Here is a 24539-nt window from a genome sequence, read left to right on the forward strand (position 1 = left end):
GCCTCGAGCGCTTAGGCTGCCCGCGTGACCACGGACGACAGCGCGCAGCGCGAATACCGCACGGCGGAGCTCGCCGAGGCCGCCGGCATCACCGTACGCACCCTCCGCTTCTACCGCGAGAAGAAACTCGTCCCCGCGCCGCGCCGCGAGGGCCGCATCGCGTGGTACGGCCCGCACCACCTCGCGCGGCTGCGCACGATCGGCGCCCTGCTGGAGCGGGGCCACACCCTCGGCGGAATAGCGGAGCTGCTCACCGCCTTCGAGCACGGCCGCCGCACGGGTGAACTCCCGGGCCTGGGCGGCGCGCTGGGCACGCCGTGGTCCGAGGAGACCCCCGTCCGGCTCACCCCCGAGGAACTCGCGGGCCACTTCGAGGGTGAGGTCACCCCGGAGAACCTCGCGGCCTCCCTCGACATCGGCTATCTCACCGTCGACGGCGACGAACTCGTCCACGTCAGCCGCCGTCTCCTCGACGCCTCCACGGCCCTGATCCGCCACGGCGTCCCCCTCTCCGCGATCCTCGCCGCCGGCCGCGAGGTCCGCGCCCACGCGGACGCGCTCGCCGAGACGCTCACCGCCCTGATCCGGACCCATGTCCTCGCCGGGGCGACACCGGGCGACACCGCCCGGGTGACGGAGGCCCTGGACCGCCTCCGCCCGATCGCCAAGGCGGTGGTGGAGGCGGAGGTCTCCCTGGCGATGGACCGGGGGGTACGGGCGGAACTGGCGGCGTGGGCGAGGGAGCCGGCTGAGGAGTGCGGGTAGCCGGCGCCCGCGGCGGGTTTTTCCCCAGCCCCGCCCCTCCCCCGGCCGCATCTGATGTGCGGCTCCGCCGCGTGGGGGCAGGCCCCCGGACCCCGCAACACGCTTCGCGCGTTGTCCTCGAACGCCGGACGGGCTGATTTGGCTGAGCTCGGCATATCCAGCCCGTTGGGGGGCACCTCTGGGGGCACCCCCGGACGGAGTCTGGGGGAGGTAGCTGGGGGAGGACAACGCGGCGAAGCCGTGTTACGGGGTCCGGGGCGGCAGCCCCGGTTCCGGGAAGGGGCGGGGTAGGGGAACAAAGCCCGGCCTGCCGCGCGAGCGCAGCGTGGCCCGGTCACTGCCAGAAGACCTCTTCCACAACGATCTGCGGGTCCTCGGTACGTCGCACGAACGTGTACCTCAGCCAGCCGTGCCCGGTGTCGAAGTGCAGAATGCGAGGCCCCATCGGATCGCTGGACCTGGCGGGTTCGACAGACATGCCCTCGGGCAGGCCGGCATCCGCGTCGATCCCGCGAAAGTACGGGTCGCCTGCCGCGACCAGCTCCGCACGGGCTGCGTCGATCATCTTCCGTACATGCTCAGGCAGCGCGTCGCGTGCGGCCTGGGCCTTGAAGGTCCAGTCCATCTGCCAGGGCGGACCCATGAATCCGCTGGTCACTGACCGGGCTCCGTGCGGGCTGCCATGTGGCGGATGTTGGACGCCTCTTCCAGGAGTGCTTTGGCTTCGGTGGGATCGGTGCACTCGTAGGCGGCGCGGTGTTCGAGGTCGGTGACGCGGGCGTCGAGCCGCGGGTCGCGGCTGATCGCGTACTCACCCCACCACCGGGCCATGAAGGCGGGCACGGTGCTGATGTCGTACGCGTCGGCGACGTACCGCTTCCAGTGAGCGTCGAAATCAGGCAGGAGCTGGGGGGCGTGCTGGGCGATGGCTTCGCGGAGAGCTTTCGGGGTTCTCTCCGGCATGGGCGGGATGCCTGGCTCACCCACAGCAGCTGTGGTCATCGTGCCCCTCCGTCCGGCCTGAGCCTGTGCTTCCTGGTGCGGAATACCTCCTGTGCAGCCTATCGCCGCGCAGTCGTGAGCGAGGGCGCAGAAGGTGAATCGAGCTGAGCCCCGTCCGCCCACTGCCCCCCCCATCGCGCACAGCACAGGCAGGCCCCCCGCCGAATCTAAAGCCCGTACACCGCCGTGACAGGCGCGTGATCCGACCATCGAAGATCATGGCTCGCGGCCCGCTCCACCACAGCCTTCAGAGCCCGCTCCGCCAGCCCCGGCGTCGCCACGTGATAGTCGATCCGCCATCCCGAGTCGTTGTCGAAGGCGCGGCCCCGGTAGGACCACCACGAGTAAGGCCCGTCGACACCGGGATGCAGCGTGCGGACCACATCCACGTACTCCCCGAAGACCTCGGTCAGCCAGGCCCGCTCCTCGGGCAGGAAGCCCGCGCTCTTGCGGTTCGCCTTCCAGTTCTTGAGGTCGGCCTCGGTGTGGGCGATGTTCCAGTCACCGCAGACGAGCACCTCACGGCCCTCCGCCGCCGCCCGCGCGCGCAGCGCGACGAGGTAGGGCAGGAACTCGGCCATGAAGCGTTCCTTCTCGTCCTGCCGCTCCGTGCCGACCTCGCCGGAAGGGAGGTAGAGGCTGGCGACCGTGACGCCGGGCAGGTCGATCTCCACATAGCGGCCGCTGCCGTCGAACTCGGCCGAGCCGAAGCCGATCCGCACCGCGTCCGGCTCGCGCCGGGAGTAGATCGAGACGCCCGCGCGCCCCTTCGCGGCGGCGGGGGCGTGCACGGTGTGCCAGCCGGCGGGCTCGCGCACGTCCTCGGGAAGCTGGTGGGCCTCCGCGCGTACTTCCTGGAGGCAGACGACGTCGGCCTCGGTGGCGGCCAGCCAGTCGACGAAGCCCTTCTTGGCGGCGGCGCGCAGGCCGTTCACATTCACGGAGGTCACGGTGAGCATTCCGGCACGATACCGACTTCCACGACACACCTGCCGCGCCCGTCCGTACGGCCGTACGATCCGTTGAATGCGCATCGTTCCCGTCGCCTACGACCACCCGGACGCCGTGAAGCTCACTGACCAGGTGCAGCTGGAGTACGCGGAGCGCTACGGCGACGGTGACCTCACCCCCATGGACCCGGCCCAGTTCGACCCGCCGCGTGGCCTATATCTCATCGCTTACGAGGACGACGGCACCCCCGTCGCCACCGGCGGCTGGCGCTCGCAGGAAGCGAACGACGAGGGCTACGCGGACGGCGACGCGGAACTGAAGCGGATGTACGTGGTCCGGCGCGCGCGGGGCCGCGGCCTGGCACGGCTGATCCTGGCGGCTCTGGAGGCGGACGCGACGGCGGCCGGCCGTCTGCGGATGGTTCTGGAGACGGGGACGATGCAGCCGGAGGCGATAGCGCTTTACCGTTCCTGTGGCTATGCCCCGGTTCCGGCGGAGCGGAAGTTCGGCCTGTACCGCAACCACGAGGGCAGCCGCTGCTTCACGAAACGGCTGGGGTGACGGGGGCCCCTCGGGCTCGCCGTTGCCGGGTGCGGGTTTCGTTGCCTCCTGCGGCGGGAGCGCCCTGCGGGCTCGCCGTTGCCGAGTGCGGGTTGTCTGCGCCTGCGGCGGGAGCGCCCTGCGGGCGCGCCGATGCCGGGTGCGGGTTTCGTTGCCGCCTGCGGCGGGAGCGCCCTGCGGGCGCGGCCTCAAGCGCCGGCCGGGCTTGGGTTGTGGTGGGTGCCGGGGTGGGCCTTCCGGGCTGAGGACCTGGAACGCGGTGCGCTGCGGGTCATACGCATCGAGTGCCCCGAAAACGCACCGCGTTCCAGAACCCCACCCTCCAGCCCCACCACCTCCCACCGGAGAGCACGTGCGGGACGTATCCGCTTCAGGGTTCCCAATCAGCCCGTTGGGGGCACCTCTGGGGGCACCCCCGGACGGAGTCTGGGGGAGGTAGCTGGGGGAGATTGAGGACGCGGCCGCAGGACGCTCCCGCCGCAGGCGGCGAACCGGCCCGCACAAGGCAACGGCGAGCCCACCAAAGCTGGCCCGGCCGGCGATTGAGGCCACCCGAACCGCAAGCCCCCCTCAATCCCCCCGCGAAGCAATCGCCGCCTCCACAAGCGACCGCACCCGCTCCGCCGGATACCTCTCCAGCCCCGTCCCGTACCCGGACAGCGCCGAATCCAGCACATCCGCCCGGTCCTCCCCCACCTCGGCGATCAGCACCGTACTCCCCGGCGGAACCTCCGCCGCCAGCATCTCCACAGCCGCGTTGGCCGCGGTCGCGTCGCGCGCGTCACGCGCACCTCCGACAAGGCCGCCCGCCCCGAAGCCGATCATGATGCCGAGCGGGCCGCCGAGGATGCCGACGAGACCGCCGACCAGGCTGCCGACGGCGAAGCCGCGGGCGGTACCGGTGTTGTCCTCGGTGTCGGGGAACTCGAGGTTGCCCTCGGCGTCCCGGCTGATCACCGTGGCCTCGCGCAGCTTGATGTCGCCGTCGGCGTGCGCCTGGCGGAGCGCGTCGAGGGCGCGCTGCCCGTCGTGCGGGCCGTCGACATTCATGAAGAGGACGTGCTCGTCCATCGTGACCGCTCCCGTGCGTCGGCTCAGCCGGTGGCTTCCGTGCCTTCCACCGGCTCGATCGGTGGCTTCCGTGCCTTCCACTGTTGCGCCTGCCCGCCCCGCCCGCATTCTCACGGCATCTCCTCGGCCCGCTTCTCGCGCACGGCCGAGGTGAGGTCGAGGACGGCCTCCGCGCCGCCGCCGTCGGGGTTGGCGAAGGTCAGCCGCGCGCCCAGGACGCGGGCCTGCCCGGCGGCGATGGTCAGCCCGAGGCCCAGTCCGCTGCCGGAGCCCGTACGGAAGCGCTGCGGGCCGCGCTCAAGCAGCCGCGGCGGGAAGCCGGGGCCGCTGTCGCGTACGCGGACGACGCCGCCGTCGACCTCGGCGACGACCGGCGCGGCGCCGTGCCGGAAGGCGTTGGTGACGAGGTTGGCGAGGATCCGCTCGACCCGTCGCCCGTCGGTCTCGACAAGGCCCTCGCGCAGGACGCGGACCTCGACGGCGGCGCCTTCGGGGACGGCGGTGGCGCGCACCGCCCGCCGGGTGAGCTCGCCGAGCGCCCGTACCTCGGTCTCGGCCTGCTCGGTGGAGCCGTCGAGGCGGGCGACCTCCAGGACGTCCTCCATGAGTCCGCTCAGCCGCCGGGCGCGTTCGCGGACCATGTCGGCGGGGCGGCCGGGCGGCAGCAGCGCGGCGGCGGTCACGAGGCCGGCCACGGGCGTGCGCAGTTCGTGCGCGATGTTCGAGGTCACTTCGCGTTCGGCCTGGAGGCGGGCGGCGAGGGCGTCGGCCATGGTGTTCACCGCGACGATCAGCCGGGCGATCTCGTCCTTGCCGCCCCGGGGTCTGAGACGGGCGGTGAGGTCGCCGTCGGCGATGCGCTCGGCGGTGCGGGCCGAGGCGTTGAGGCGGCGGCCGGCCACGGTCGCGAGGCCCACGCCGACGACGCAGGCGAAGGCGGTGCCGAGGCCGCCGGCCAGCCAGAGCACCTCGTCGAGGTCCTGGAGATTGCGGACCTGCCGGGTGTAGGGGTGCTTGAGGACGATGACGTCGTTGCCGAGGCGGCTGCCCGCCCAGAGCGTCGGTTCGGGGCCGCTGCGGTCCAGATAGGTGGCGCGCTTGCCCCTGTCGACGGCCCTCCGCAGCGGCCCGGGTATCCCGGCCGGGTTGATGAGCGTGCGCGGCCGGTCGAAGCCCGCGGCGTGGTCCTCGACGGCGGCGCCGAGCCGGGAGTCGAGGGACTCGCGCGCGGTGTCGAGCTGGGTGCGGGCGGTGCGGTGGTGCACGACGAGGCCCATGATGACGGCGACCAGGGCGGCGGTGGCGGTGATGGCCACGCCGATCTTCGTACGCAGTCCCATGGCTGAAGGCTCCTCGGCGGCTAACGCTTGGGTATGTGGAGCCGCAGGTCGCGCAGCTCCGCCCGCTGCTCGGCCGGCAGGCCGTCGACGTCGACGGTGGCGCGGCTGTAGTAGGCGGACCGGTCCTGCCGCACGAGGCCGCCGAGCGTGACCTTGGCGTCGTACGGCGCGGTGGCGCAGCCGGGCGCGCACCAGGCGCCGCCGACCTTGCCGGTGCCCCGGGCGGTCGCGCCGCCCCAGGTGCTCCAGCTCAGCCCGGTGAGGCGGACGTTGCCGGAGGCGGTGAAGGCGGCGGGGCTGCGCAGCGGCGGCCGGCCCGCGCCCTCGGAGACGTAGACCGGGCCGGTGCCCGGCGAGGGGCTCGGCGCGGGGCCCTCCACCTTGAGTCCGCCCGGCTCCGCGCAGGCGCACAGCGCGCCCAGCAGCGCCAGGGCGAGGACCAGGGCGCCGAGGGCGGCGATCGGCGTTCGCAGCGTGCGCACGGGCTTCCTCGGGTCGGACGGGCGGGGACGGCGTAGCAGGTCGGAGCAGTCCGATGGGGCCATTCGTGCCAAATGTAACCGGCGTGGCTGGTTTGCCGACCGCACCCTTGCCCGATGTCGCTTGTCAGCTCGTAGGATCACCGGGCTCAAGTGGTCCGGTCCGGTCGCCGCGGTGTCACGGTGGAGGTCACTCATGCATGTCGCCCGTCGTACGCTCCTGTGCGCACTCGCCGGGTCCGCCGCGCTCGGTGCGGCCGGGCTGCCGGCCGCCGCCGAGGGCCGGTCCGGCGGCGCCGCCGCGGCGCTCGCGCGGCTGCTGCCCCGCCATCACTCCCAGGTCACCTTCCGCACGGTGCCCCGCCAGGGCGGCGCGGACGTCTTCCGGGTCTCCGGCGGGCCGGGCACGCTCCTGGTGGAGGGCAGCACCCCGGCGGTGCAACTGACCGGATTCCACTGGTATCTCAGACATACGGCCCACGCCCACTTCTCCTGGAACGGTGCGCAGACCGCCCTCCCCGACCGCCTACCGGGCGTCCGTACCCCTTTGGCCAAGGCCGCGAACGTCACGCACCGCTTCGCCCTCAACGACACCAACGACGGCTACGCCGGGCCGTACAAGGGGTGGGACTACTGGGAGCGCGAAATCGATGTGCTGGCGCTGCACGGATTCAACGAGGTGCTGGTCTACGCGGGCACCGACGCCGTCTACCACCGGACGTTCGCGGAGTTCGGCTACAGCGACACCGAGCTGCGCGAGTGGCTGCCCGCCCCCGCCCACCAGCCGTGGTGGCTGCTCCAGAACATGGCCTCCTTCGGCGGGCCCGTCTCCCGCGCGCTGCTCGAACGGCGCGTGGCCCTGGCGCGGAAGATCGTGCGCAGGCTGCGCGAGCTGGGCATGACGCCCGTGCTGCCGGGCTACTTCGGCACCGTGCCGCCGGGGTTCACCCGGCGCAACCCCGGCGCCCGCACCATCCCGCAGGGCGACTGGGGCGGCTTCCGGCGGCCCGACTGGCTCGACCCGCGCACCGCGCACTTCGGCCGGGTCGCCCGGACCTTCTACGCGGTACAGCAGGAGCTGTTCGGGGCGACCTCGATGTACAAGATGGACCTGCTGCACGAGGGCGGCGACCCCGGGAACGTCCCCGTGGGCACCGCCGCGCGGGCCGTCGAGAAGGCCCTGCGCGCCGCCCACCCGGACGCCACCTGGGCCATCCTCGGCTGGCAGAGCAACCCGCGCCGCGAGATTCTCGACTCCGTCGACAGGTCCCGGATGCTGATCCTGGACGGCCTCAGCGACCACTACGGCAATGTCACCGACCGGGAGGCCGACTGGCGCGGCACGCCGTATGCCTTCGGGTCGATCTGGAACTTCGGCGGCCACACCGCGATGGGCGCCAACACCCGTGACTGGGCGACGCTCTACGACCGGTGGCGCACCAAAAAGGGCAGTGCCCTGCGCGGCATCGCCCTGCTGCCCGAGGCCGCCGACAACAACCCCGCGGCCCTCGCCCTCTTCGGCGACCTGCCGTGGACGAACGGCCCGGTGGACCTGCGGTCCTGGTTCGAGGAGTGGCCCCGCTACCGCTACGGCGCCGCCGACGCCCACGCCGTGCGCGCCTGGGACGTCCTGCGGCGCACCGCCTACGGCACCAGCCGCACGGACGGCTGGAGCGAGCCCGCCGACAGCCTCTTCGCCGCCCGCCCCGACCTCGCCGTCACCCACGCCGCCACCTGGTCGCCGGGGCGACTGCGCTACGACGCGGCCGAGTTCGAACAGGCCCTGCCCGCGCTGCTCGCCGTCGCCCCCGCGCTGCGCCGCAGCAGCGCCTACCGCTACGACCTCCTGGACGTGACCCGGCAGTGCGTCGCCAACCGCGCCCGCCTGCTCCTGCCGCGCCTGAAGGCCGCGTTCGACGCCGGCGACCGGGCCCGCTTCCGCGAGCTCGCCCGCGAGTGGCTCTCCTGGATGTCGCTGCTGGAGCAGGCGGTGGCCACCGACGGCGGCCATCTGCTGGGCCGCTGGATCGCCGAGGCGCGCGCCTGGGGCACGACGGCGGCCGAGCGCGACCGCCTGGAGTACGACGCGGTCTCCCTGCTGACCACCTGGGGCCCGCGCCCGTCGGCCGACCGGGGCAAGCTGCACGACTACGCCAACCGCGAGTGGTCGGGCCTGGTCGGCGGCCTCTACCGGCTGCGCTGGAAGACGTACTTCACCTCCCTGGACACGGCGCTGGCCGGCCACCGCAAGCCCAAGCCGGTCGACTGGTTCACTCTGGAGGACCGCTGGACCCGCGACCACCCCGCGTACCCGGTGAAGCCGTCGGGCGACATCGTGCGGATCGCCCGCGCGGTGGCGGCGAAGCTGTGAGCGCCGCGCCTGGAATGCCGCGAGGTGCTGTCGGCCGTACGCGGCGCCGTCGTGACCGGTCGCGCGCAGGCGGCGGAGCCTCGAATCGGCCCCTCCCATGCCCCTTCGGCAGCGGACTTCACCCGGCCCGCCTCACGCTCAGCAGTGGGTCGAGGGGCCGTTCTGCCGCGTGAGGTTGTCGTTGGACATCCAGCCCGCCGTGCTGGTGCCCGCTATGCGGACGTAAGTCCACTTGTTGCCATAGGCGTTGGCGACGTAGCAGTGGTACCAGAGCTTCGCTCCGGCCTTGGCCACCGATACGTCGGGGCAGTTCGCGTAGGGCCCGGTCTCCAGGTGGTAGGAGCCGGTCATATAGCCGTAGGTGCCCGGGTTCGGGTCGCGGTGGTTCCAGCCGCCGCAGCCCGTCGGCAGCGGGCTGGGTTTCGCCGAGGACGCCGCCGACGCCCGGGGCGAGGCGCCCGGCTGGGAGGCGGTGGCGGACGGCTTCCCCTGGGAGCCCGAGGGGCTGGGCAGGATGCGCGTGCCGTCGGCGTCGCCACCCGGGCCCGGCCGGCCGCTGGGGGACGCCGCGGGACCGGGCGCCGCCGCCCGCGCGCGGCTGTCACCGTGCTCGCCCACGAGGGCGTACGCGATGCCGCCGCCGACGAGCACGACGGCCGCTGCCGCCGCCGCGACGAGGACCCGGCCACGGCGCGGGGCCTTGCCACCGCGCGCGGGAGCGGCAGCGGGGGCGGGCTGCGGAGAGGGTGCGCCTCCGGTCCCGACGGGAGGCGGCGGGCCGAAGCCGGGAGCGACGACGGAGGGCTCGGTGGGGGTCCGCGGGACGGAAACAGGGACCGCCGCCCCGCCGGCGGCCACCTGCTCCAGCATCGCGCGCGCCTGCCCGGCGGTCGGCCGCCGCTCCGGCTCCTTCGCCATCAGCGCCCGGAGCACCGGCGCGAGCGGCCCGGCCCGCCGGGGCTCGGGCAGCGGTTCGCTGACGATCGCGGACAGCGTGGACCAGACAGAGGTCCGGCGGAACGGCGAGGTGCCCTCGACCGCCGCGTACAGCGTCATGCCGAGCGACCAGATGTCGGAGGCGGGTCCGGGCTCCGCGCCCTGCGCGCGCTCGGGCGGCAGATAGTCGAGGGACCCGACGATCTCGCCACTGCGGGTCAGCTTGGCCATGGCGTCGTCGCCGGACGTCTCGATGCTGGCGATGCCGAAGTCGGTGAGCACGACCCGGCCGCCGCGCTCCAGCAGGACGTTGCCCGGCTTCACGTCCCGGTGCAGCACACCGGCGCGGTGCGCCGCGTCGAGAGCGTCCGTCAGCTCGGCACCGATCGCCGCGGCCTCGCGCGGATCCAGCGCGCCGCGCTCCGTCAGGACGTCGTCGAGCGAGGGCCCGTCGACGAGTTCCATGACGATGACCGGCAGGCCCTCCTCCTCGGTCACGTCGTGCACGGTGACCACGCCGGGGTGCCGGATGCGGGCCGCGGCCTGCGCCTCCCTTCGCATCCGGGCGCGCAGGTCGGCCAGTTCGGCCGCGGACGCGTCGGTGTAGGCCCGGAGCACCTTGACGGCGACCTCCCGGTCGAGCAGCGTGTCGACCGCCCGCGCGACGACTCCCATGCCGCCCCGCCCGACCGTCGCGGTCACCCGGTACCGGCCACCGAGAAGCTTCCCGATCAGCTCTCCGTCCTTCGCGTCCCCCGTCGACACCGCACGCTCCGTTCCACGACCGCTCTTCGCTCACCTGTCCGACGGGCACAAGGGTAGAGGCGCGATCACGAACGCCCCGCGCCGCTCCGTCGGCAGCGGGGGCCGGGCGGAGCCGGAGGTGGCCGGGGCCCGGCGCTGGGCAGAGCGTGGGCCAAGAAAGGTGCGGAGCAGAGCAATTCGGCTCAGGGCGGCGACGCCCGGACTCGGCTTCCATCGGCACCGGACCTCACGGACACCCCGGAAACGCGAAGATCCCGCCCGATCGGAACGATCGGACGGGATCTCGTCAACTGCCAACGGTCTTACCCGAGAACAGTTGTTGCGGTGGACCTGAGGGGATTCGAACCCCTGACCCCCTCGATGCGAACGAGGTGCGCTACCGGACTGCGCCACAGGCCCTTGCAACGAGTGAAACTCTAGCACCTCCATCCGGGTGCTCGGAAATCCGCTCCCCCGCTGGTCAGCGACGCGGGCCGCGGGGGCGCGGCGGTCACTCGTTGGCCGCGCGCGGACGCTCCTCGTCGGCGTACTGGTCGAACAGCGGAGTGCGGCCGCGCTCGCGGGGGCGGCGGCGGCCGCGGCCGGAGCGGCGGTCCTCCGCGGGGCGGCGGCCGGTGGGTTCCGCGGTGCTGGAGCGGGCCGAGCTCCAGGTGTCCGGGGCGCCGAGGTCGACGCTGTCCCCGGCGCGCGGGGCGACCGGCGCGGTGACGTACGTCGGCAGGGGCACCGGCACGGGCTCCCAGCCCCCGCCCGTGCCCCGGTCGCGCTGCTGGTCGACCCACTCGGCGTGGTCGGTCTGCTCGACCAGCGCGCGGCGGCCCGCCGTGGCCGAGGGCTCGGCGGGCGGGGCGGGCGTGGGCGCCGGGTGGGTGACGGTGTCCTCAAGGGGTGCGGCGGCGGTCACGGGGTCCGGCGCCGCCTGGCGAGGGCGGGGCCTGCCCTCGCGGAGCCGCTGCGCGGCGAGTTCGGCACGGCGCTGGTCCATGGTGAAGGCGAACCGGCGCCGCTCCTGCGTGCGCAGATAGACGATGTACGCGCTGAGCAGCAGGGCGGGCAGGGCCGGGGCCCACAGGAACGCCAGCCCGCCGACGCCCGCGACGACCGCGCCGAGGGTGAAGGCGAGGAAGAGCACCACCGTGGTGCGGCGGCGGCGCGCGAGAACCTTCGAGCGCCGGGCGCGCTCGGCGGCCGACAGGGAGGAGTGCGGCACCCCGGGGGGCGCGCCGGCCTGCTGGTGCGCGCCGGCCGCCTGGTGCGCGGGCGCGCCAAAGGGCCGGGCGTCGACCGTCTCGGTCGGCGCTGCCGGCTCGGGCCCGCGGACGTCCGCGGGCTCGCCGGGGTCCGGCGCGTCGTCGGTCGCGCGCCCTTCCAGACCCTTGGCGTAACGGCGCTCCATGCCCGCCCGTCCGGACAGCAGCCGGATGGCGGTGCTGAAGCGTTCCGTCGGACGGGCTTCATTGAGCTCGTCCTGCCTGCGGAGCCACATCGGCACCAGATAGGCGGCCCAGGCCCCGACGATGACTGCGTAGATGAGGCCACTGCTGCTCACACTTCACACCGTAGAGGGGCGCACGCGAGGGATTCCGCCAATTGGCCCGGTGTGTCGCACGATCCGGCTGATATCTCGAACTTTTTTTGTGATTGTTGGGACCGGAACTTCTCGAATACTGTCAATTGACAGCCAAATTCGAACGTTTATTTCATTTGTGAGAGGTGCTGGGCCGGGACCGGTGCCAGCGCGCCAGCAGCCCGCCCGGGACCTCCTCCGCGGTCAGCGCGTAGACCAGGTGATCGCGCCACGCGCCGTCGATGTGGAGGTAGCCGGGGCGCAGGCCCTCCTCCCGGAAGTCGAGCTTCTCCACCACCCGGCGGCTGGGGAGGTTCTCCGGCCGGATGCACACCTCGACCCGGTGCAGCCCCACGTGGTGGAAGCAGTGGTCGACGGCGAGCGCGACGGCGGTCGGCATGACGCCCCGGCCCGCGACGGCCGCGTCGACCCAGTAGCCGATGTGGGCCGAGCACATCGAGCCCCAGGTGATGCCCGCCACGGTCAGCTGACCGGCCAGCCGGCCCTGATATTCGATGACGAAGGGCAGCATCCGCCCCGCGTGGGCCTCGGCCCGCAGATGGCGGACCATCTGCCGGAAGGTGGGGCGCTGGGTGACCGGGCCGCCGGGCGGGGGCGGCGGGATGGTGGCCTCCCAGGGGCGCAGCCAGTCGCGGTTGCGGCGGTTGACCTCGCGCCAGGCGTGCTGATCGCGCAGTTTGATGGGCCGCAGAAGGACATCGCCGTCCCGCAGCTCGGCGGGCCAGGCGTTCATGCGGGCGTCCTGGGGCCGTCCGCGGGCGGGCGCGGCGGGCGGGGTGTGCCGTCCGCGTCCGTGCCGCCGGGGTGATCGCCGCCGTGGAGCTGGTCCACGGCGTGGCGGAGGATCCGCTCCAGTACGGCCAGGCCGTCGCGGACACCGCCGGTCGATCCGGGCAGGTTCACGATCAGCGTGCGGCCCGCGACCCCGGCGAGGCCCCGGGAGAGCGCGGCCGTGGCGACCTTCGCCAGCCCCTCCGCCCGGATGGCCTCGGGGATGCCGGGGATCTCGCGGTCGAGGACGCGGCGGGTGGCCTCGGGGGTGCGGTCGGTGGGCGAGATGCCGGTGCCGCCCGTGGTGAGCACCACGTCGTACGCCTCCCGCACGGCGTCGCGCAGCGCGGCCTCGACGGGAGCGCCGTCGGGAACCACCAGCGGGCCGTCCACGGCGAACCCGAGGGCTTCGAGCCCGGCGACCAGCAGCGGGCCGCCGCGGTCGGCGTAGACCCCGGCGGCGGCGCGGTTGGAGGCCGTCACGACGAGGGCCCTGCGGACGCCTCCGCCCGCGTGCGTGTCGGTCACTCCCCCGCCCCTTCCCGCTCCGGCCGGGTCCACGGGCCCGACTTGCCGCCGGTCTTCTCCTCCACCCGGACGTCCGTGATCACGGCGCCCTTGTCGACCGCCTTGACCATGTCGACGAGCGTGAGGGCGGCCACCGTGACGGCGGTCAGGGCCTCCATCTCCACGCCCGTGCGGTCGGTGGTCTTCACGGTGGCGATGATCTTGACGGAGTCGTCGTCGACGCTCAGGTCGACCTTGACGCCCGAGACGGCCAGGGGGTGGCACAGCGGGATCAGCTCGGGGGTGCGCTTGGCCCCCATGATGCCCGCGATGCGGGCGGTGGCGAGCGCGTCGCCCTTGGGGACGCCCTCGCCCCGCAGCAGCTCCACGACGCGGGGCGAGACGAGCACCCGGCCGCTCGCCCGCGCGGTGCGGGTGGTGACGTCCTTGGCGGAGACGTCGACCATCCGGGCCGCGCCCGCGCTGTCGAGGTGGGTGAGGCCGGTCGGCCGCGGAAGGGGGTCCTGGGCGCTGCTCATCGTTCTCCTGGTCCGGTCCGTTCGGGCAGACACCGTATCGGGCAGCGAGGGTGACGGAGCAGTGCAGGTGCGGTCAGTCGAGCAGGATCACGTCGAGCTCGGTGCCCGCCTCCACGGAGGTGGTGTCCTCCGGGACGACTATGAGGGCGTTGGCGTCCGCGAGGGCCTTCACCAGATGGGATCCGGCGCCGCCGACGAGCTCGACCGTGCCGTCCTCGTGCCGGGCGCGCAGGAACTGGCGGCGGCCCGCCGGGGAAGAGGCGATGCGCTCGGCGCACACGGCGCGCACGGTCGCGCGGTCATGGGGTTCGAGCCCCATCAGGGCGCGGATCGCGGGCCGGGCGAAGAGCTCGAAGGAGACGTACGAGCTGACGGGGTTGCCCGGCAGGGCCAGCAGCGGGACGCGGTCGGGGCCGATACGGCCGAAGCCCTGCGGCTTGCCCGGCTGCATGGCCAGCCTGCGGAAGGAGACGCTGCCCTCGTCGCCGGCGAGCCCGGAGAGGGTCTCCTTGACCACGTCGTAGGCGCCGACGCTGACGCCGCCGCTGGTGACGACCATGTCGGCGCGGATGAGCTGGTCCTCCAGGGTGGAGCGCAGCGTCTCGGCGTCGTCGGCGACGGCGCCGACGCGATAGGCGATGGCACCGGCGTCACGGGCGCAGGCGGTGAGCACGAAGCTGTTGGAGTCGTGGATCCGGCCGGGGCCCAGCTCCGTGCCCGGCTGGACGAGCTCGCTGCCGGTCGACATGACGACGACGCGGGGGCGGGGCCGCACCCGCACGGTGGCCCGGCCGATCGCGGCGAGCAGGCCGATCTGGGGCGGGCCGAGGACCGTACCGGCGCGCAGGGCCAGGGATCCGGCGGCGACGTCGCTGCCGCGGGCGCGCACATGGGCGCGGGCGGCGGCGGGACGGTGGACGCGGACCTCGCCGGTGGCGCCGTCGGGGGCGTCACTGTGCGCGGTCATGGTGGTGGCGGGCCCGCCGCCGGTGCCGCCGTCGGTCCATTCCACGGGCACGACGGCCTCGGCGCCCGGCGGCAGCGGGGCGCCGGTCATGATGCGGGCGGCCTCGCCGGGGCCCACGGTGGGCAGTTCGCCGCTTCCCGCGGCCACGTCGCCGATCACGGTGAGCACCGCGGGGAACTCCGCGCTCGCGCCCTCGACATCCGCGGTGCGGACCGCGTAGCCGTCCATGGAGCTGTTGTCGAAGGGCGGCAGGGCGGCGGGCACGGTGACGTCCTCGACGAGCACGCAGCCCTGGGCGTCGAGCAGTTGCAGCTCGATCGGCTCCAGCGGCCGGATCCGGCCGAGGACGTCGTCGAGATGCTCGTCCACCGACCAGAGGCGTTCCTCCACCGCGGCCGTGTCAGGGGACGTGCCGGCCGCGGATGTGTCGGCGGTTCTGCTCAAGGTGCTACATCTCCTCGGTGACGTAACGGCGAAGCCAGGCCCGGAAGTCCGGTCCTAGATCTTCACGCTCGCATGCCAGTCTGACAATGGCACGCAGATAGTCACCGCGGTCACCGGTGTCGTAGCGGCGGCCCTTGAAGACCACGCCGTGCACGGGGCCGCCGAGCCCCGGCTCGGCCGCGAGGGCCTGGAGGGCGTCGGTGAGCTGGATCTCGCCGCCGCGGCCGGGCTCGGTCTCGCGCAGCACGTCGAAGACGGCCGGGTCGAGGACATAGCGGCCGATGACGGCGTAGTTGCTGGGCGCCTCGGCGGGCTCGGGCTTCTCCACCAGGCCGGTGACCTCCACGACGTCCTGGACGTCGGTGGGCTTGACGGCCGCGCAGCCGTAGAGGTGGACCTGCGAGGGGTCGACCTCCATGAGGGCGATCACGCTGCCGCCGTGCTTGCGCTGGATGTCGACCATGCGCGACAGGAGGGGGTCGCGGGCGTCGATCAGGTCGTCGCCCAGGAGGACGGCGAAGGGCTCGTTGCCCACGTGCGGGGCGGCGCACAGCACGGCGTGCCCGAGACCCCGGGGGTCGCCCTGGCGGACGTAGTGCATCGTGGCCAGGTCGCTGGACTCCTGCACCCGCGCGAGCCGGGACTCGTCGCCCTTGCGCCGCAGGGCCTCCTCCAGCTCGTAATTGCGGTCGAAATGGTCTTCCAGCGGGCGCTTGTTGCGCCCCGTGATCATGAGGACGTCCGACAGGCCGGCGAGGACGGCCTCCTCCACCACGTACTGGATCGCCGGCTTGTCGACGACCGGCAGCATCTCCTTGGGCGTGGCCTTGGTCGCCGGCAGGAAGCGGGTGCCGAGACCGGCGGCAGGGATGACAGCCTTGCTGATCCGAGGACGCGAATGAGTCATGGGCCGAACACTAACGGTTGAGATTGCGCGGAAGATGAGGCTCCACCGAGTATGACCCGAGACATGGAGTTTGTACGAACAGTGATCAAAAATGAGGGTACGAAGGCCGAGTTGCGGCGTTCTTTCCTTGCGGTGAGAGCAGGGTTGACCATAGATGACCGCGCGGCCGCGGAGGCCGCTCTGGCCCGCCGCGCGCTCGGTCTCCCGGAGCTCGCGGAGGCGGGCACGGTGGCCGCCTATGTCTCCGTGGGGAGCGAGCCGGGGACCCGTGCCCTGATCGACGCCCTGCGCGAGCGGGGCGTACGCGTTCTCCTGCCGGTCCTGCTGCCCGACAACGATCTCGACTGGGCCCGCTACGACGGCCCCGGCCACCTCGTACGCGCCGCCCGCGGCCTCCTGGAGCCCGACGGCGCCCGCCTCGGCCCGGAGGCCGTGACCTCCGCCGACGCGATCCTCCTGCCGGGCCTGGCGGTCGACGGGCGCGGCCTGCGGCTGGGACGGGGCGGGGGGTCGTACGACCGCGTCCTGGCCCGCCTGGCCGCCGGGCGGGCTCCGGTGCGGGTGGTCCTGCTCTACGACTCGGAAGTGGTGACGTCGCTCCCCGCGGAGCCGCACGATCAGCCGGTGGACGCGGCGGTCACACCGTCGGGCGTGCGCCGCTTCGGGTGACGCGGGCTTTCCCCCTGGGGCGCGTGCTCCAGGCCCCACAACACGGCTTCGCCGCGTTGTCCTCAAGCGCCGGACGGGCTGGATATGGCTGAGCTCAGCCATATCCAGCCCGTTGGGGGCACCTCCCAGCGGTAGCTGGGGGAGATTGAGGACGCTCCCCCAGACTTCGTCCGGGGGGACCCCCAAGGGCGCTCCCGCCGCAGGCGGCGAACCGGCCCGCAGTGGGCACCCCAAAGGCTCAGCGCCCAGCGCTACGGCTTCAGAACAAGCTCCGCGTCAGTCCCCTTCTTCACCGCGTCCGCGCTGAACGCCCAAGGAAGAAGCTCACCCTTCGCCCACTTGTCCGTCTGGTCGTAGTAGTGCGCGTTGTACGCGTGCCCGGACGCCCCCGTGAGGTTGATCCACCGCGACTTGTCGAGATCGCCGAGATTGACCACCATGCGCATCGACGGCACCCAGATGACGTCGTAGCCGCCCGCCGCGTTCCAGCCGGCCGCGTTGACCGCGGCCTCGCCGCCGGCGAGGTTCCAGGGGCCGCGGTTGAGCAGCCAGCGCACGATGGCGGGGCCGTCCTTGCCGAGCGTCTGGTTCTTGAGGTTCAGCTGGTGGAGGCGGCCCCAGCTCCAGGAGTTGACGTCCTTGCCCAGCTTGGAGGTGAGCTCCATGCGGGCGTCCTTCATCGCCTGGGCCAGCAGCTCGTCACGGTTGTGCGCGCCGGCGTCGGGGTTGGCACGGGTGCCGTTGGTCTTCCACCACGCGTCGTCCGGCTTGTCGAGGATGTTGCGGACGACCTCGAACCAGCGGTCGCCGCCGTCCGGCTGCGCGGAGTCGGGGTCGCGCTCGCCGCACTCGGTGACGAGCCGGGTGTTGCCGTCGAGGTCCTCCTGCGGCCCGGAGTCGTTGGCCGGGCGGACCCGCAGGCACTGGCCCTTGACCCGCAGCTCCTTGGGCAGCTTGTTGCCGAAGGCGAGCTTGAGGGTGTTGCGCCACACGGCGTTGAAGTACGCGGCGGCCGCGGAGTCGGCCTCCTGGGTGTAGTCCCAGCCCTCCAGGAGCTTCTGCGCCTCGCGGACGTAACTCGTCTCGCGCTCGTTGTCGCCCTTGAGGTCGATCTTCAGCAGGTAGGGGGTCAGCAGCTTGGCGATCTCGCTGGTGTTGTCCATCTGCATCTTCTGCATGTCGTCCGTCGAGATCTTCCCCCCGTCCTTGATCTTCGACTGGATGAGCTCGTTTATCCGCTGGCTGCGGGCGCCGTAGCCCCAGTCCGAGGTCAGCTGGTAGGGGTACTTCTTGTCGGCGACGGCCTGGTTGGCGGTGACGATGTAGCCGCTCTTGGGGTTGTAGTCCCAGGGCAGCTCGGCCTGCGGAATGGTGCCGGTCCACTTGTAGGCCGGGTCCCAGCCGGGCGCGGGGTAGCGGCCGTCGCCCTTGCGGACGGGGATGCGGCCGGGCGCCTGGTAGCCGATGTTGCCCTCGGTGTCGGCGTAGATGAGGTTCTGCGAGGGCACCTCGAACTCGGCGGCGGCCGCGCGGAACTCCTTGAAGTCCTTGGCGCGGTTCAAATCCAGCAGGGCGTCCATGCTCTTGCCGGCGTCGAGCGCCGTCCAGCGCAGCGACACGGCGTAGCCCTCGGCGCGGTCGGGCGCGGGGTCCTGCACGGGCGCGTCCTGGCCGACCTTGCCCAGCTCGTCGTTGCGGTCGGAGACCACCGGTCCGCTGTTGGTGGAGCGGACGGTGAACTCACGGCTCTTGCCGCCCGCGACCTTGATGGTCTCCTTGCGGGTGGCGAAGGGGACCTGCTTGCCGTCGTAGAGGTAGGTGCCGGCGGTGACCTTCTCCAGATAGAGATCGGAGACGTCGGCGCCGAGGTTGGTCATGCCCCAGGCGATGTTCTGGTTGTGGCCGATGACCACGCCCGGCATGCCGGCGAAGGTGTAGCCGGCCACGTCGTACGGGCAGGCGGCGCTGGCCTTCGTGCAGTGCAGGCCCATCTGGTACCAGAGCGAGGGCATCTGGGGCGCCAGGTGCGGGTCGTTGGCCAGCAGCGGCTTGCCGGTGGTCGTGTACTTCCCGGAGACGACCCAGGAGTTGGACCCGATGCCGTTGCCGGAGGGGCCGAGCAGCGCCGGGATCTTGTCGAGGGTGTTGGAGAGCGAGGACAGGCCGCTGCGCAGCCCGCCGCCGGCGCTGCCGCCGGTGGTGGGGTTGGCCGAGCCCGTGCCCCCGGTGGTCCCGCCGGTGGCGCCGTTCGCCCCGCCGGCCGTGCCTCCGGTGGCACCGCTCGCGCCGCCCGCGGCCGTGCCGCCCGGCTTGCCGTTGGTGCCCGCCGTGCCGTTCGCACCGGCCGTGCCGCCGGCCTGCGTGCTCTCGGAGGGGGTGGCCTTGGGGTCGAACGCCTTGGTGAGCGGGTCGACCCCGCCGCCGTCGACGATCGGCTTGTTCCGGTCGTACGGGTAGGCGGGGTAGAGCTGGTCGATCTGCTTGGGGCTCAGCCGGGTCGCGGCGAGCGAGCGGTCGATCTCGTCCTGCATGTTGCCGCGCAGGTCCCAGGCCATGGCCTTCAGCCAGGCGACGGAGTCGACCGGCGTCCACGCCTCGGGCTTGTAGTCGTTCTTGAACGACAGGGCCGCGTACTCGACGGACAGCGACTTGCCCTGGTGGTCCTTGAGGTAGGCGTTGACTCCGTCGGAGTACGCCTGGAGGGCCTTCTTCGTGCCCGCCGACAGCTTGGTGTCGTACTCCTCCTGCGCGACCTTCCGCCAGCCCATGGTGCGGACGAAGGCGTCGGTCTCCACCTGGCCCTCGCCGAACATCTCGGACAGGCGGCCCGCCGTCAGATGCCTGCGGACGTCCATCTCCCAGAACCGGTCCTGCGCCTGGACGAAGCCCTGGGCGCGGAAGAGGTCCTCGGCGGAGTCCGCGTAGATCTGCGGGATGCCGTTCCCGTCGCGCGCGACCCTCACCTGTCCGGAAAGCCCCTTGAGCTGGAGCGTGCCGCTGGTCTCCGGGAAGGAGGCGCGGACCGTACTGACGCTCCAGTACGCGCCGAAGCCGACGCCCGCCACGAGCAGCAGCACAAGGGTGATCACGAGCAGGCGGGCGCGGCGGCCTTTCTTCTTACCGGACTTCTTCTTGCCGGAAGGGCCGGTCTTGTTGGCGGGCATCGCTGTCCTTAGAGGGGCAGGGTGGTCCTGGAGTGCTGAAGCAACCATAGGCGCAGCGCTCCGGACAGCCGGACGCGGAGTCCGGCGGGACAGTGACATGCGTCGCTGTGGCCGCTATCACGCGTCAAGAACCCGTAAAATATTAGGTTAGGAAATGAAGTTCCGGTCGGCCGGAGGAACGTTTCGGCCGATATCCGTGGAAAGACTCGTGAAGGGACCGGCCCCTGACTGTCCACCACCTCAACGAACTCCTGCTGATCTGCTCTCTGGTGCTGCTCGTCGCAGTGGCGGCGGTACGGATCTCTTCGCGCAGCGGGCTCCCCAGCCTGCTCATCTATCTGGGCATAGGCGTCGCCATCGGCCAGGACGGCATCGGCGTCCACTTCAACGACGTCGGCCTGACCCAGGTGATCGGCTATGCGGCACTGGTCGTGATCCTCGCCGAGGGCGGCCTCGGCACGAAGTGGCACGAGGTCAGACCGGCGCTGCCGTCGGCCGCCGTGCTCTCCACCCTCGGCGTCGCCCTCAGCGTGGGCATCACCGCCTCGGCCGCGCACTATCTGGCCGGCATGGACTGGCGGCAGGCCCTGATCATCGGCGCCGTGGTGTCCTCGACGGACGCGGCGGCCGTTTTCTCCGTGCTGCGCAACGTCCCGCTGCCCGCCCGGCTGACGGGTGTCCTGGAGGCCGAATCGGGCTTCAACGACGCCCCCGTCGTCATCCTGGTCGTCGCCTTCTCGGCGGCCGGACCGGTCGACCACTGGTACGTCCTGGTCGGCAAGATCGCGCTGGAGCTGGCCATCGGCGCGGCCATCGGCCTCGCGATCGGCTTCCTCGGCGCGTACGGCCTGCGGCACGTGGCCCTGCCCGCCTCCGGCCTCTACCCGATCGCGGTGATGGCCATCGCGACCGCGGCCTACGCGGGCGGCGCGCTCGCCCACGGCTCCGGCTTCCTGGCCGTCTATCTGGCCGCGCTGATACTGGGCAACGCCAAACTCCCGCACTGGCCGGCCACCCGCGGCTTCGCCGAGGGGCTCGGCTGGATCGCCCAGATCGGCATGTTCGTCCTGCTCGGCCTGCTCGTCACCCCGCACGAACTGGGTGACGACATCCTGCCCGCGCTCATCGTCGGCCTGGTGCTGACCGTGGTCGCCCGGCCGGTGTCGGTGTTCCTGAGCACCGCGCCCTTCCGCACGCCCTGGCAGGAGAAGGCCCTGCTGTCCTGGGCGGGGCTGCGCGGCGCGGTGCCGATCGTCCTGGCCACCATCCCCATGGTGGCCGGGGTGAACGACTCCCGGACGATCTTCAACATCGTCTTCGTGCTCGTGATCGTCTACACCCTGGTGCAGGGCCCGACACTGCCCTGGCTCGCCAGGCGGCTGCGGCTGGGCGAGACGGAGCCGGAGGACCTGGGCATCGAATCGGCGCCCCTGGAGCGGCTGCGCGGCCACCTGCTGTCCGTCTCCGTCCCCGAGGGGTCGAAGATGCACGGCGTGGAGGTCGGGGAGCTGCGGCTGCCCGCCGGGGCCGCGGTCACCCTCGTCGTACGCGACGGCAAGAGCTCCGTACCGGGGCCCACGACCGTGCTGCGCCTGGGCGACGAGCTGCTGGTGGTGGCCACCGACCCGGTGCGCGACGCGGCGGAGAAACGGCTGCGGGCCGTGAGTGAGGGAGGCAAGCTTGCGGGCTGGCTGGGGACACCCGGTACGCTGAAGGGGAAGTAACCTCGTTATTTCCACGTTATTTCCCCATTTTCGAACCAACTCTGCCTGATGCAGGGCTGGCGCGACCGCACGGCGGCCGCGGTCGCGCGACACAAGGCGGCCGGCACGGCATCTACCACGGTCCTGCGCGAGAGGACAGCTCTCGGCGCGCTCCGTGCGGCATCCCGTGCGGTGGGCGCTACCAGGCGGCGGAAAGGCCCGGCCGTGGCATCCACGGTCAACGACCACGCCGAGGCGCGACCCGGATACGGCCAGCTGCTGCGCACGCGCGGCGCCTGGACGTTCCTGCTTCCCGGCTTTCTGGCCCGGCAGCCCTTCGCGATGCTGACCATCGGCATCCTGCTGCTGGTCGAGCACACCACCGGCTCGTACGGCACGGCGGGCGCCGTCTCGGCGACCGCCGGTGTCGCGATGGCACTGTTCGCCCCGCAGAGCGGCAAGCTCGCGGACCGCTTCGGACAGGGCAGGGTGCTGCTGCCCGGCGTGGTCGTGCACGCCGCGGCGATCTCCCTGCTGATCACCCTGGCGCTGGCGGACGCACCGCTGTGGGCGCTGTTCGCCGCGGCGGTGCCCGCCGGCGCGTCCACCCCGCAGATCGGCCCGATGGTCCGGGCCCGCTGGGCGGCCAAGCTGGACGGCTCGCCGCTGATGTCCACGGCGGCGGCCTTCGAGTCGGTCACCGACGAGTTCACCTTCGTGATCGGCCCGGTGCTGGCCACCGCGCTGTGCACCGGCGTGCACCCGGCCGCGGGTCTGATCACCGAGGCGGTCCTGACGCTCGTCGGCGGCCTTCTCTTCGCCTCCCAGCGGCGCACCGAGCCCCAGCCGAGCCGCGCGGGCTCCGGGAGCCGCCAGAAGGCCGCCTCGGCGCTCTCCGTGCCCGGCGTCCGCGTTCTCGCGATCGCCTTCCTGGGCATCGGTTCCGTCTTCGGCGGCATGCAGGTGTCGATGACGGCCTTCACCAAGGAGCTCGGCGAGCCGGGGCTCAACGGCCTGATGTACGGCACGTTCGCGGCCGGAAACATGATCGCGGGCATCGTCTGCGGCGCCATCGCCTGGAAGGTCAGCCCGCAGCGCCGCCTGCTGCTCGCCTACCCGCTGCTGGCACTGGCCACCACCCCGCTGTGGGCCGCGCACGCGCTGCCGCTGCTGGGCGGGCTCGGCCTGCTCGTCGGCCTGTGCATCGCCCCGGCGCTCATCACCGGCTACACGCTGGTGGAGTCGCTGGTCCCGCCGACGGCCCGTACGGAAGCCTTCACCTGGCTCACCGGCGCCGTCGGTCTCGGCCAGGCGGCCGGTGCCAGCGTCGGCGGCCGGGTCATCGACTCGCACACCGCAAGCTCGGGCTTCCTGATCCCGCTGGTCGGCACCTTCCTGGCCCTGGCGGTCCTGCTCACGCTGCGCAAGGCGCTCACCCCGAAGAGCGAATCGCTCATCGCCGCACGTGGGGTGGGTCACCGCGAGGCCGTATCGGTGGACTGACGCGCCGGAATACTGCACTATGGAGCGTCGTTAGCACTCATTGAGTGAGAGTGCCAGGAGGATCAAGTGCCGACTTACCAGTACCAGTGCACCGAGTGCGGCGAGGGCCTCGAGGCGGTGCAGAAGTTCACCGATGACGCCCTGACCGTCTGCCCGAGCTGTGACGGACGCCTGAAGAAGGTGTTCTCCGCGGTCGGCATCGTCTTCAAGGGCTCCGGCTTCTACCGGAACGACAGCCGCGGCTCGTCGTCCAGCAGCAGCCCGGCGAAGACGTCCACGTCCTCGTCCGCCTCGAAGAGCGGCTCGGACTCCTCGTCGGCCTCTTCCTCGACGTCCTCCTCCTCGGCGTCCTCGACCTCGTCGTCGAGCGCCGCCGCGTCGAGCAGCACGTCCGCCGCCTGAGGCACCACCACAGCGCACCGGAGCCCGCGACCCCTCCCCGAGGGCTCGCGGGCTCCTGCCGTTCCGGGGTGCGCCGTTAGGGTGGCCGCATGGTCGAGATCGGTACCGCACAGGCGGACATAGGCGTGATCGGCGGGTCGGGGTTCTACTCCTTCCTGGAGGAAGTGACCGAGGTCACGGTCGAGACGCCCTACGGGTCGCCCAGCGACTCGCTCTTCATCGGTGAGCTGGCCGGGCGCAAGGTCGCCTTCCTGCCCCGCCACGGACGCGGCCACCATCTGCCTCCGCACCGCATCAACTACCGGGCCAACCTGTGGGCCCTGCGCTCCGTCGGCGTGCGCCAGGTGCTCGGCCCCTGCGCGGTCGGCGGGCTGCGGCCGGAGTACGGGCCGGGCACCCTGCTCGTGCCCGACCAGCTCGTGGACCGCACCAAGAACCGCGTCCAGACCTTCTTCGACGGCGAGCCCCTGCCCGACGGCTCGGTGCCCAACGTCGTCCACACCACCTTCGCCGACCCCTACTGCCCCGCCGGCCGCGCCGTCGCCGTGGCCGTCGCCCGCGGCCACGGCTGGAACCCCGTCGACGGCGGCACCATGGTCGTCATCGAGGGCCCCCGCTTCTCCACCCGCGCCGAATCCCGCTGGCACGCCGCGCAAGGCTGGTCGGTCGTCGGCATGACCGGCCACCCGGAAGCGGTGCTCGCCCGCGAGCTGGGCCTCTGCTACACGTCCATGTCGCTGGTCACCGACCTCGACGCGGGGGCGGAAACCGGTGACGGGGTCTCGCATGACGAGGTGATGCGGGTCTTCGGGGAGAACGTGGGGCGTTTGCGGGAGGTCTTGTTCGCGGCGGTTTGCGCGTTGCCGGAGACGGGGGATCGGGCTTGTTTGTGTACGGGGGTTCATGAGGGGTGGGAATTGGGGATTTCGCTGCCGTAGGTCTGGGGCGGGGTGTTTGTGGGGTTCGCCGTTGCCGGGTGCGGGTTTCGTTGCCGCTTGCGGCGGGAGCGCCGTTGCCTTGTGCGGGGTTCGTTGCCGCCTGCGGCGGGAGCGCCGTTGCCTTGTGCGGGGTTCGTTGCCGCCTGCGGCGGGAGCGCCGTTGCCTTGTGCGGGGTTCGTTGCCGCCTGCGGCGGG

Annotated in this window: 22 protein-coding genes and 1 tRNA gene; 8 read left to right on the top strand and 15 right to left on the bottom strand. The window is 72.5% G+C overall.

The annotated features are described in order from the left end of the window. Positions 1-24: 24 nt before the first annotated feature. A complete protein-coding gene (locus ACZ4A5_RS14120) occupies positions 25-765 on the top strand; it encodes a MerR family transcriptional regulator (RefSeq protein WP_467582406.1) in 741 nt (246 codons plus the stop codon). Between the two features lie 334 nt (positions 766-1099). On the opposite strand, the gene ACZ4A5_RS14125 is transcribed toward ACZ4A5_RS14120, so the two are convergent. The 3 genes from ACZ4A5_RS14125 to ACZ4A5_RS14135 all read right to left on the bottom strand — a co-directional run bounded on the left by ACZ4A5_RS14125 (position 1100) and on the right by ACZ4A5_RS14135 (position 2726). Continuing rightward, a complete protein-coding gene (locus ACZ4A5_RS14125) occupies positions 1100-1423 on the bottom strand; it encodes a hypothetical protein (protein ID WP_467582408.1) in 324 nt (107 codons plus the stop codon). Next, positions 1420-1728 carry a hypothetical protein gene (locus ACZ4A5_RS14130; RefSeq protein WP_467582410.1) on the bottom strand — a complete coding sequence of 103 codons (309 nt, stop codon included), beginning with the start codon at positions 1726-1728 and terminating at the stop codon, positions 1420-1422. The genes ACZ4A5_RS14125 and ACZ4A5_RS14130 overlap by 4 nt, the downstream gene beginning before the upstream one ends. Before the next feature lie 206 nt (positions 1729-1934). Beyond that, positions 1935-2726: an exodeoxyribonuclease III gene (locus ACZ4A5_RS14135; RefSeq protein ID WP_467582412.1), complete on the bottom strand. Its 792-nt coding sequence runs from the start codon at positions 2724-2726 to the stop codon at positions 1935-1937. A gap of 67 nt (positions 2727-2793) precedes the next feature. Here ACZ4A5_RS14135 and ACZ4A5_RS14140 point away from each other — a divergent pair, with 67 nt between their 5' ends. After that, positions 2794-3279, top strand: coding sequence for a GNAT family N-acetyltransferase (locus ACZ4A5_RS14140; protein WP_467582414.1), 486 nt, complete (start codon positions 2794-2796; stop codon positions 3277-3279). Between the two features lie 570 nt (positions 3280-3849). Here the strand turns inward: ACZ4A5_RS14140 and ACZ4A5_RS14145 are convergent. The 3 genes from ACZ4A5_RS14145 to ACZ4A5_RS14155 form a co-directional block, all read right to left on the bottom strand. Further along, entirely contained in the window at positions 3850-4350 is a 501-nt protein-coding gene (locus ACZ4A5_RS14145; RefSeq protein ID WP_467582416.1) for a DUF1269 domain-containing protein, read from the bottom strand. A 110-nt stretch (positions 4351-4460) separates the two neighbouring features. Continuing rightward, on the bottom strand, positions 4461-5690 hold the full coding sequence (locus ACZ4A5_RS14150; protein ID WP_467582418.1) for an ATP-binding protein: 1230 nt from the start codon (positions 5688-5690) through the stop codon (positions 4461-4463). Between the two features lie 20 nt (positions 5691-5710). Then, the gene (locus tag ACZ4A5_RS14155) at positions 5711-6172 is read right to left on the bottom strand and encodes a hypothetical protein (protein WP_467582420.1); all 462 of its coding nucleotides are present in this window, start codon (positions 6170-6172) and stop codon (positions 5711-5713) included. 193 nt (positions 6173-6365) lie between these two features. Here ACZ4A5_RS14155 and ACZ4A5_RS14160 point away from each other — a divergent pair, with 193 nt between their 5' ends. Beyond that, on the top strand, positions 6366-8540 hold the full coding sequence (locus ACZ4A5_RS14160) for an alpha-N-acetylglucosaminidase (protein WP_467582422.1): 2175 nt from the start codon (positions 6366-6368) through the stop codon (positions 8538-8540). A 138-nt stretch (positions 8541-8678) separates the two neighbouring features. On the opposite strand, the gene ACZ4A5_RS14165 is transcribed toward ACZ4A5_RS14160, so the two are convergent. The 8 genes from ACZ4A5_RS14165 to galU form a co-directional block, all read right to left on the bottom strand. Next, complete coding sequence (locus tag ACZ4A5_RS14165) at positions 8679-10241, bottom strand: serine/threonine-protein kinase (RefSeq protein WP_467582424.1); 1563 nt, start codon at positions 10239-10241, stop codon at positions 8679-8681. A 325-nt stretch (positions 10242-10566) separates the two neighbouring features. Then, a tRNA-Ala gene (locus ACZ4A5_RS14170) sits at positions 10567-10640 on the bottom strand. 91 nt (positions 10641-10731) lie between these two features. Continuing rightward, on the bottom strand, positions 10732-11790 hold the full coding sequence (gene sepX, locus ACZ4A5_RS14175) for a divisome protein SepX/GlpR (RefSeq protein ID WP_467582426.1): 1059 nt from the start codon (positions 11788-11790) through the stop codon (positions 10732-10734). 151 nt (positions 11791-11941) lie between these two features. Next, on the bottom strand, positions 11942-12562 hold the full coding sequence (locus ACZ4A5_RS14180; RefSeq protein ID WP_467582428.1) for a GNAT family N-acetyltransferase: 621 nt from the start codon (positions 12560-12562) through the stop codon (positions 11942-11944). After that, entirely contained in the window at positions 12559-13128 is a 570-nt protein-coding gene (locus tag ACZ4A5_RS14185; RefSeq protein ID WP_467582430.1) for a MogA/MoaB family molybdenum cofactor biosynthesis protein, read from the bottom strand. Before ACZ4A5_RS14185 ends, ACZ4A5_RS14180 begins: the two co-directional genes overlap by 4 nt. After that, positions 13125-13646 carry a cyclic pyranopterin monophosphate synthase MoaC gene (moaC, locus tag ACZ4A5_RS14190; RefSeq protein WP_467582432.1) on the bottom strand — a complete coding sequence of 174 codons (522 nt, stop codon included), beginning with the start codon at positions 13644-13646 and terminating at the stop codon, positions 13125-13127. Before moaC ends, ACZ4A5_RS14185 begins: the two co-directional genes overlap by 4 nt. A gap of 73 nt (positions 13647-13719) precedes the next feature. Further along, positions 13720-15003, bottom strand: coding sequence for a molybdotransferase-like divisome protein Glp (gene glp / locus ACZ4A5_RS14195; protein ID WP_467582453.1), 1284 nt, complete (start codon positions 15001-15003; stop codon positions 13720-13722). 58 nt (positions 15004-15061) lie between these two features. Then, the gene (gene galU, locus ACZ4A5_RS14200; RefSeq protein WP_398869161.1) at positions 15062-15964 is read right to left on the bottom strand and encodes a UTP--glucose-1-phosphate uridylyltransferase GalU; all 903 of its coding nucleotides are present in this window, start codon (positions 15962-15964) and stop codon (positions 15062-15064) included. 63 nt (positions 15965-16027) lie between these two features. Here galU and ACZ4A5_RS14205 point away from each other — a divergent pair, with 63 nt between their 5' ends. Continuing rightward, positions 16028-16633 (top strand): 5-formyltetrahydrofolate cyclo-ligase, encoded by a 606-nt coding sequence (locus ACZ4A5_RS14205; protein ID WP_467582434.1) that lies wholly within the window; start codon positions 16028-16030, stop codon positions 16631-16633. A 251-nt stretch (positions 16634-16884) separates the two neighbouring features. Here ACZ4A5_RS14205 and ACZ4A5_RS14210 read toward each other — a convergent pair whose 3' ends face one another. Further along, positions 16885-19797 (bottom strand): penicillin acylase family protein, encoded by a 2913-nt coding sequence (locus ACZ4A5_RS14210; protein WP_467582436.1) that lies wholly within the window; start codon positions 19795-19797, stop codon positions 16885-16887. A 224-nt stretch (positions 19798-20021) separates the two neighbouring features. Here ACZ4A5_RS14210 and ACZ4A5_RS14215 point away from each other — a divergent pair, with 224 nt between their 5' ends. The 4 genes from ACZ4A5_RS14215 (at position 20022) to ACZ4A5_RS14230 (ending at position 24343) form a co-directional block, all read left to right on the top strand. Further along, entirely contained in the window at positions 20022-21521 is a 1500-nt protein-coding gene (locus ACZ4A5_RS14215) for a potassium/proton antiporter (RefSeq protein ID WP_467582455.1), read from the top strand. Positions 21522-21725: 204 nt separating this feature from the next. Then, positions 21726-23003, top strand: a complete 1278-nt coding sequence (locus ACZ4A5_RS14220; protein ID WP_467582438.1) for an MFS transporter — start codon at positions 21726-21728, stop codon at positions 23001-23003. A gap of 66 nt (positions 23004-23069) precedes the next feature. Beyond that, the gene (locus tag ACZ4A5_RS14225; RefSeq protein WP_467582440.1) at positions 23070-23405 is read left to right on the top strand and encodes an FmdB family zinc ribbon protein; all 336 of its coding nucleotides are present in this window, start codon (positions 23070-23072) and stop codon (positions 23403-23405) included. Between the two features lie 89 nt (positions 23406-23494). Then, positions 23495-24343, top strand: coding sequence for an S-methyl-5'-thioadenosine phosphorylase (locus ACZ4A5_RS14230; RefSeq protein ID WP_467582442.1), 849 nt, complete (start codon positions 23495-23497; stop codon positions 24341-24343). Positions 24344-24539: the final 196 nt, after the last annotated feature.

Source organism: Streptomyces sp. NPDC025618 (assembly GCF_055558795.1).

What these genes read in the sequence shown, in the direction of transcription:
- galU (WP_398869161.1), bottom strand. Translation starts at nt 15,964, where the DNA reads ATGACTCATTCGCGTCCTCGGATCAGCAAGGCTGTCATCCCTGCCGCC.
- ACZ4A5_RS14180 (WP_467582428.1), bottom strand. Translation starts at nt 12,562, where the DNA reads ATGAACGCCTGGCCCGCCGAGCTGCGGGACGGCGATGTCCTTCTGCGG.
- moaC (WP_467582432.1), bottom strand. Translation starts at nt 13,646, where the DNA reads ATGAGCAGCGCCCAGGACCCCCTTCCGCGGCCGACCGGCCTCACCCAC.
- ACZ4A5_RS14210 (WP_467582436.1), bottom strand. Translation starts at nt 19,797, where the DNA reads ATGCCCGCCAACAAGACCGGCCCTTCCGGCAAGAAGAAGTCCGGTAAG.
- ACZ4A5_RS14160 (WP_467582422.1), top strand. Translation starts at nt 6,366, where the DNA reads ATGCATGTCGCCCGTCGTACGCTCCTGTGCGCACTCGCCGGGTCCGCC.
- ACZ4A5_RS14130 (WP_467582410.1), bottom strand. Translation starts at nt 1,728, where the DNA reads ATGCCGGAGAGAACCCCGAAAGCTCTCCGCGAAGCCATCGCCCAGCAC.
- ACZ4A5_RS14140 (WP_467582414.1), top strand. Translation starts at nt 2,794, where the DNA reads ATGCGCATCGTTCCCGTCGCCTACGACCACCCGGACGCCGTGAAGCTC.
- ACZ4A5_RS14205 (WP_467582434.1), top strand. Translation starts at nt 16,028, where the DNA reads ATGGAGTTTGTACGAACAGTGATCAAAAATGAGGGTACGAAGGCCGAG.
- ACZ4A5_RS14145 (WP_467582416.1), bottom strand. Translation starts at nt 4,350, where the DNA reads ATGGACGAGCACGTCCTCTTCATGAATGTCGACGGCCCGCACGACGGG.
- ACZ4A5_RS14135 (WP_467582412.1), bottom strand. Translation starts at nt 2,726, where the DNA reads ATGCTCACCGTGACCTCCGTGAATGTGAACGGCCTGCGCGCCGCCGCC.
- ACZ4A5_RS14230 (WP_467582442.1), top strand. Translation starts at nt 23,495, where the DNA reads ATGGTCGAGATCGGTACCGCACAGGCGGACATAGGCGTGATCGGCGGG.
- ACZ4A5_RS14150 (WP_467582418.1), bottom strand. Translation starts at nt 5,690, where the DNA reads ATGGGACTGCGTACGAAGATCGGCGTGGCCATCACCGCCACCGCCGCC.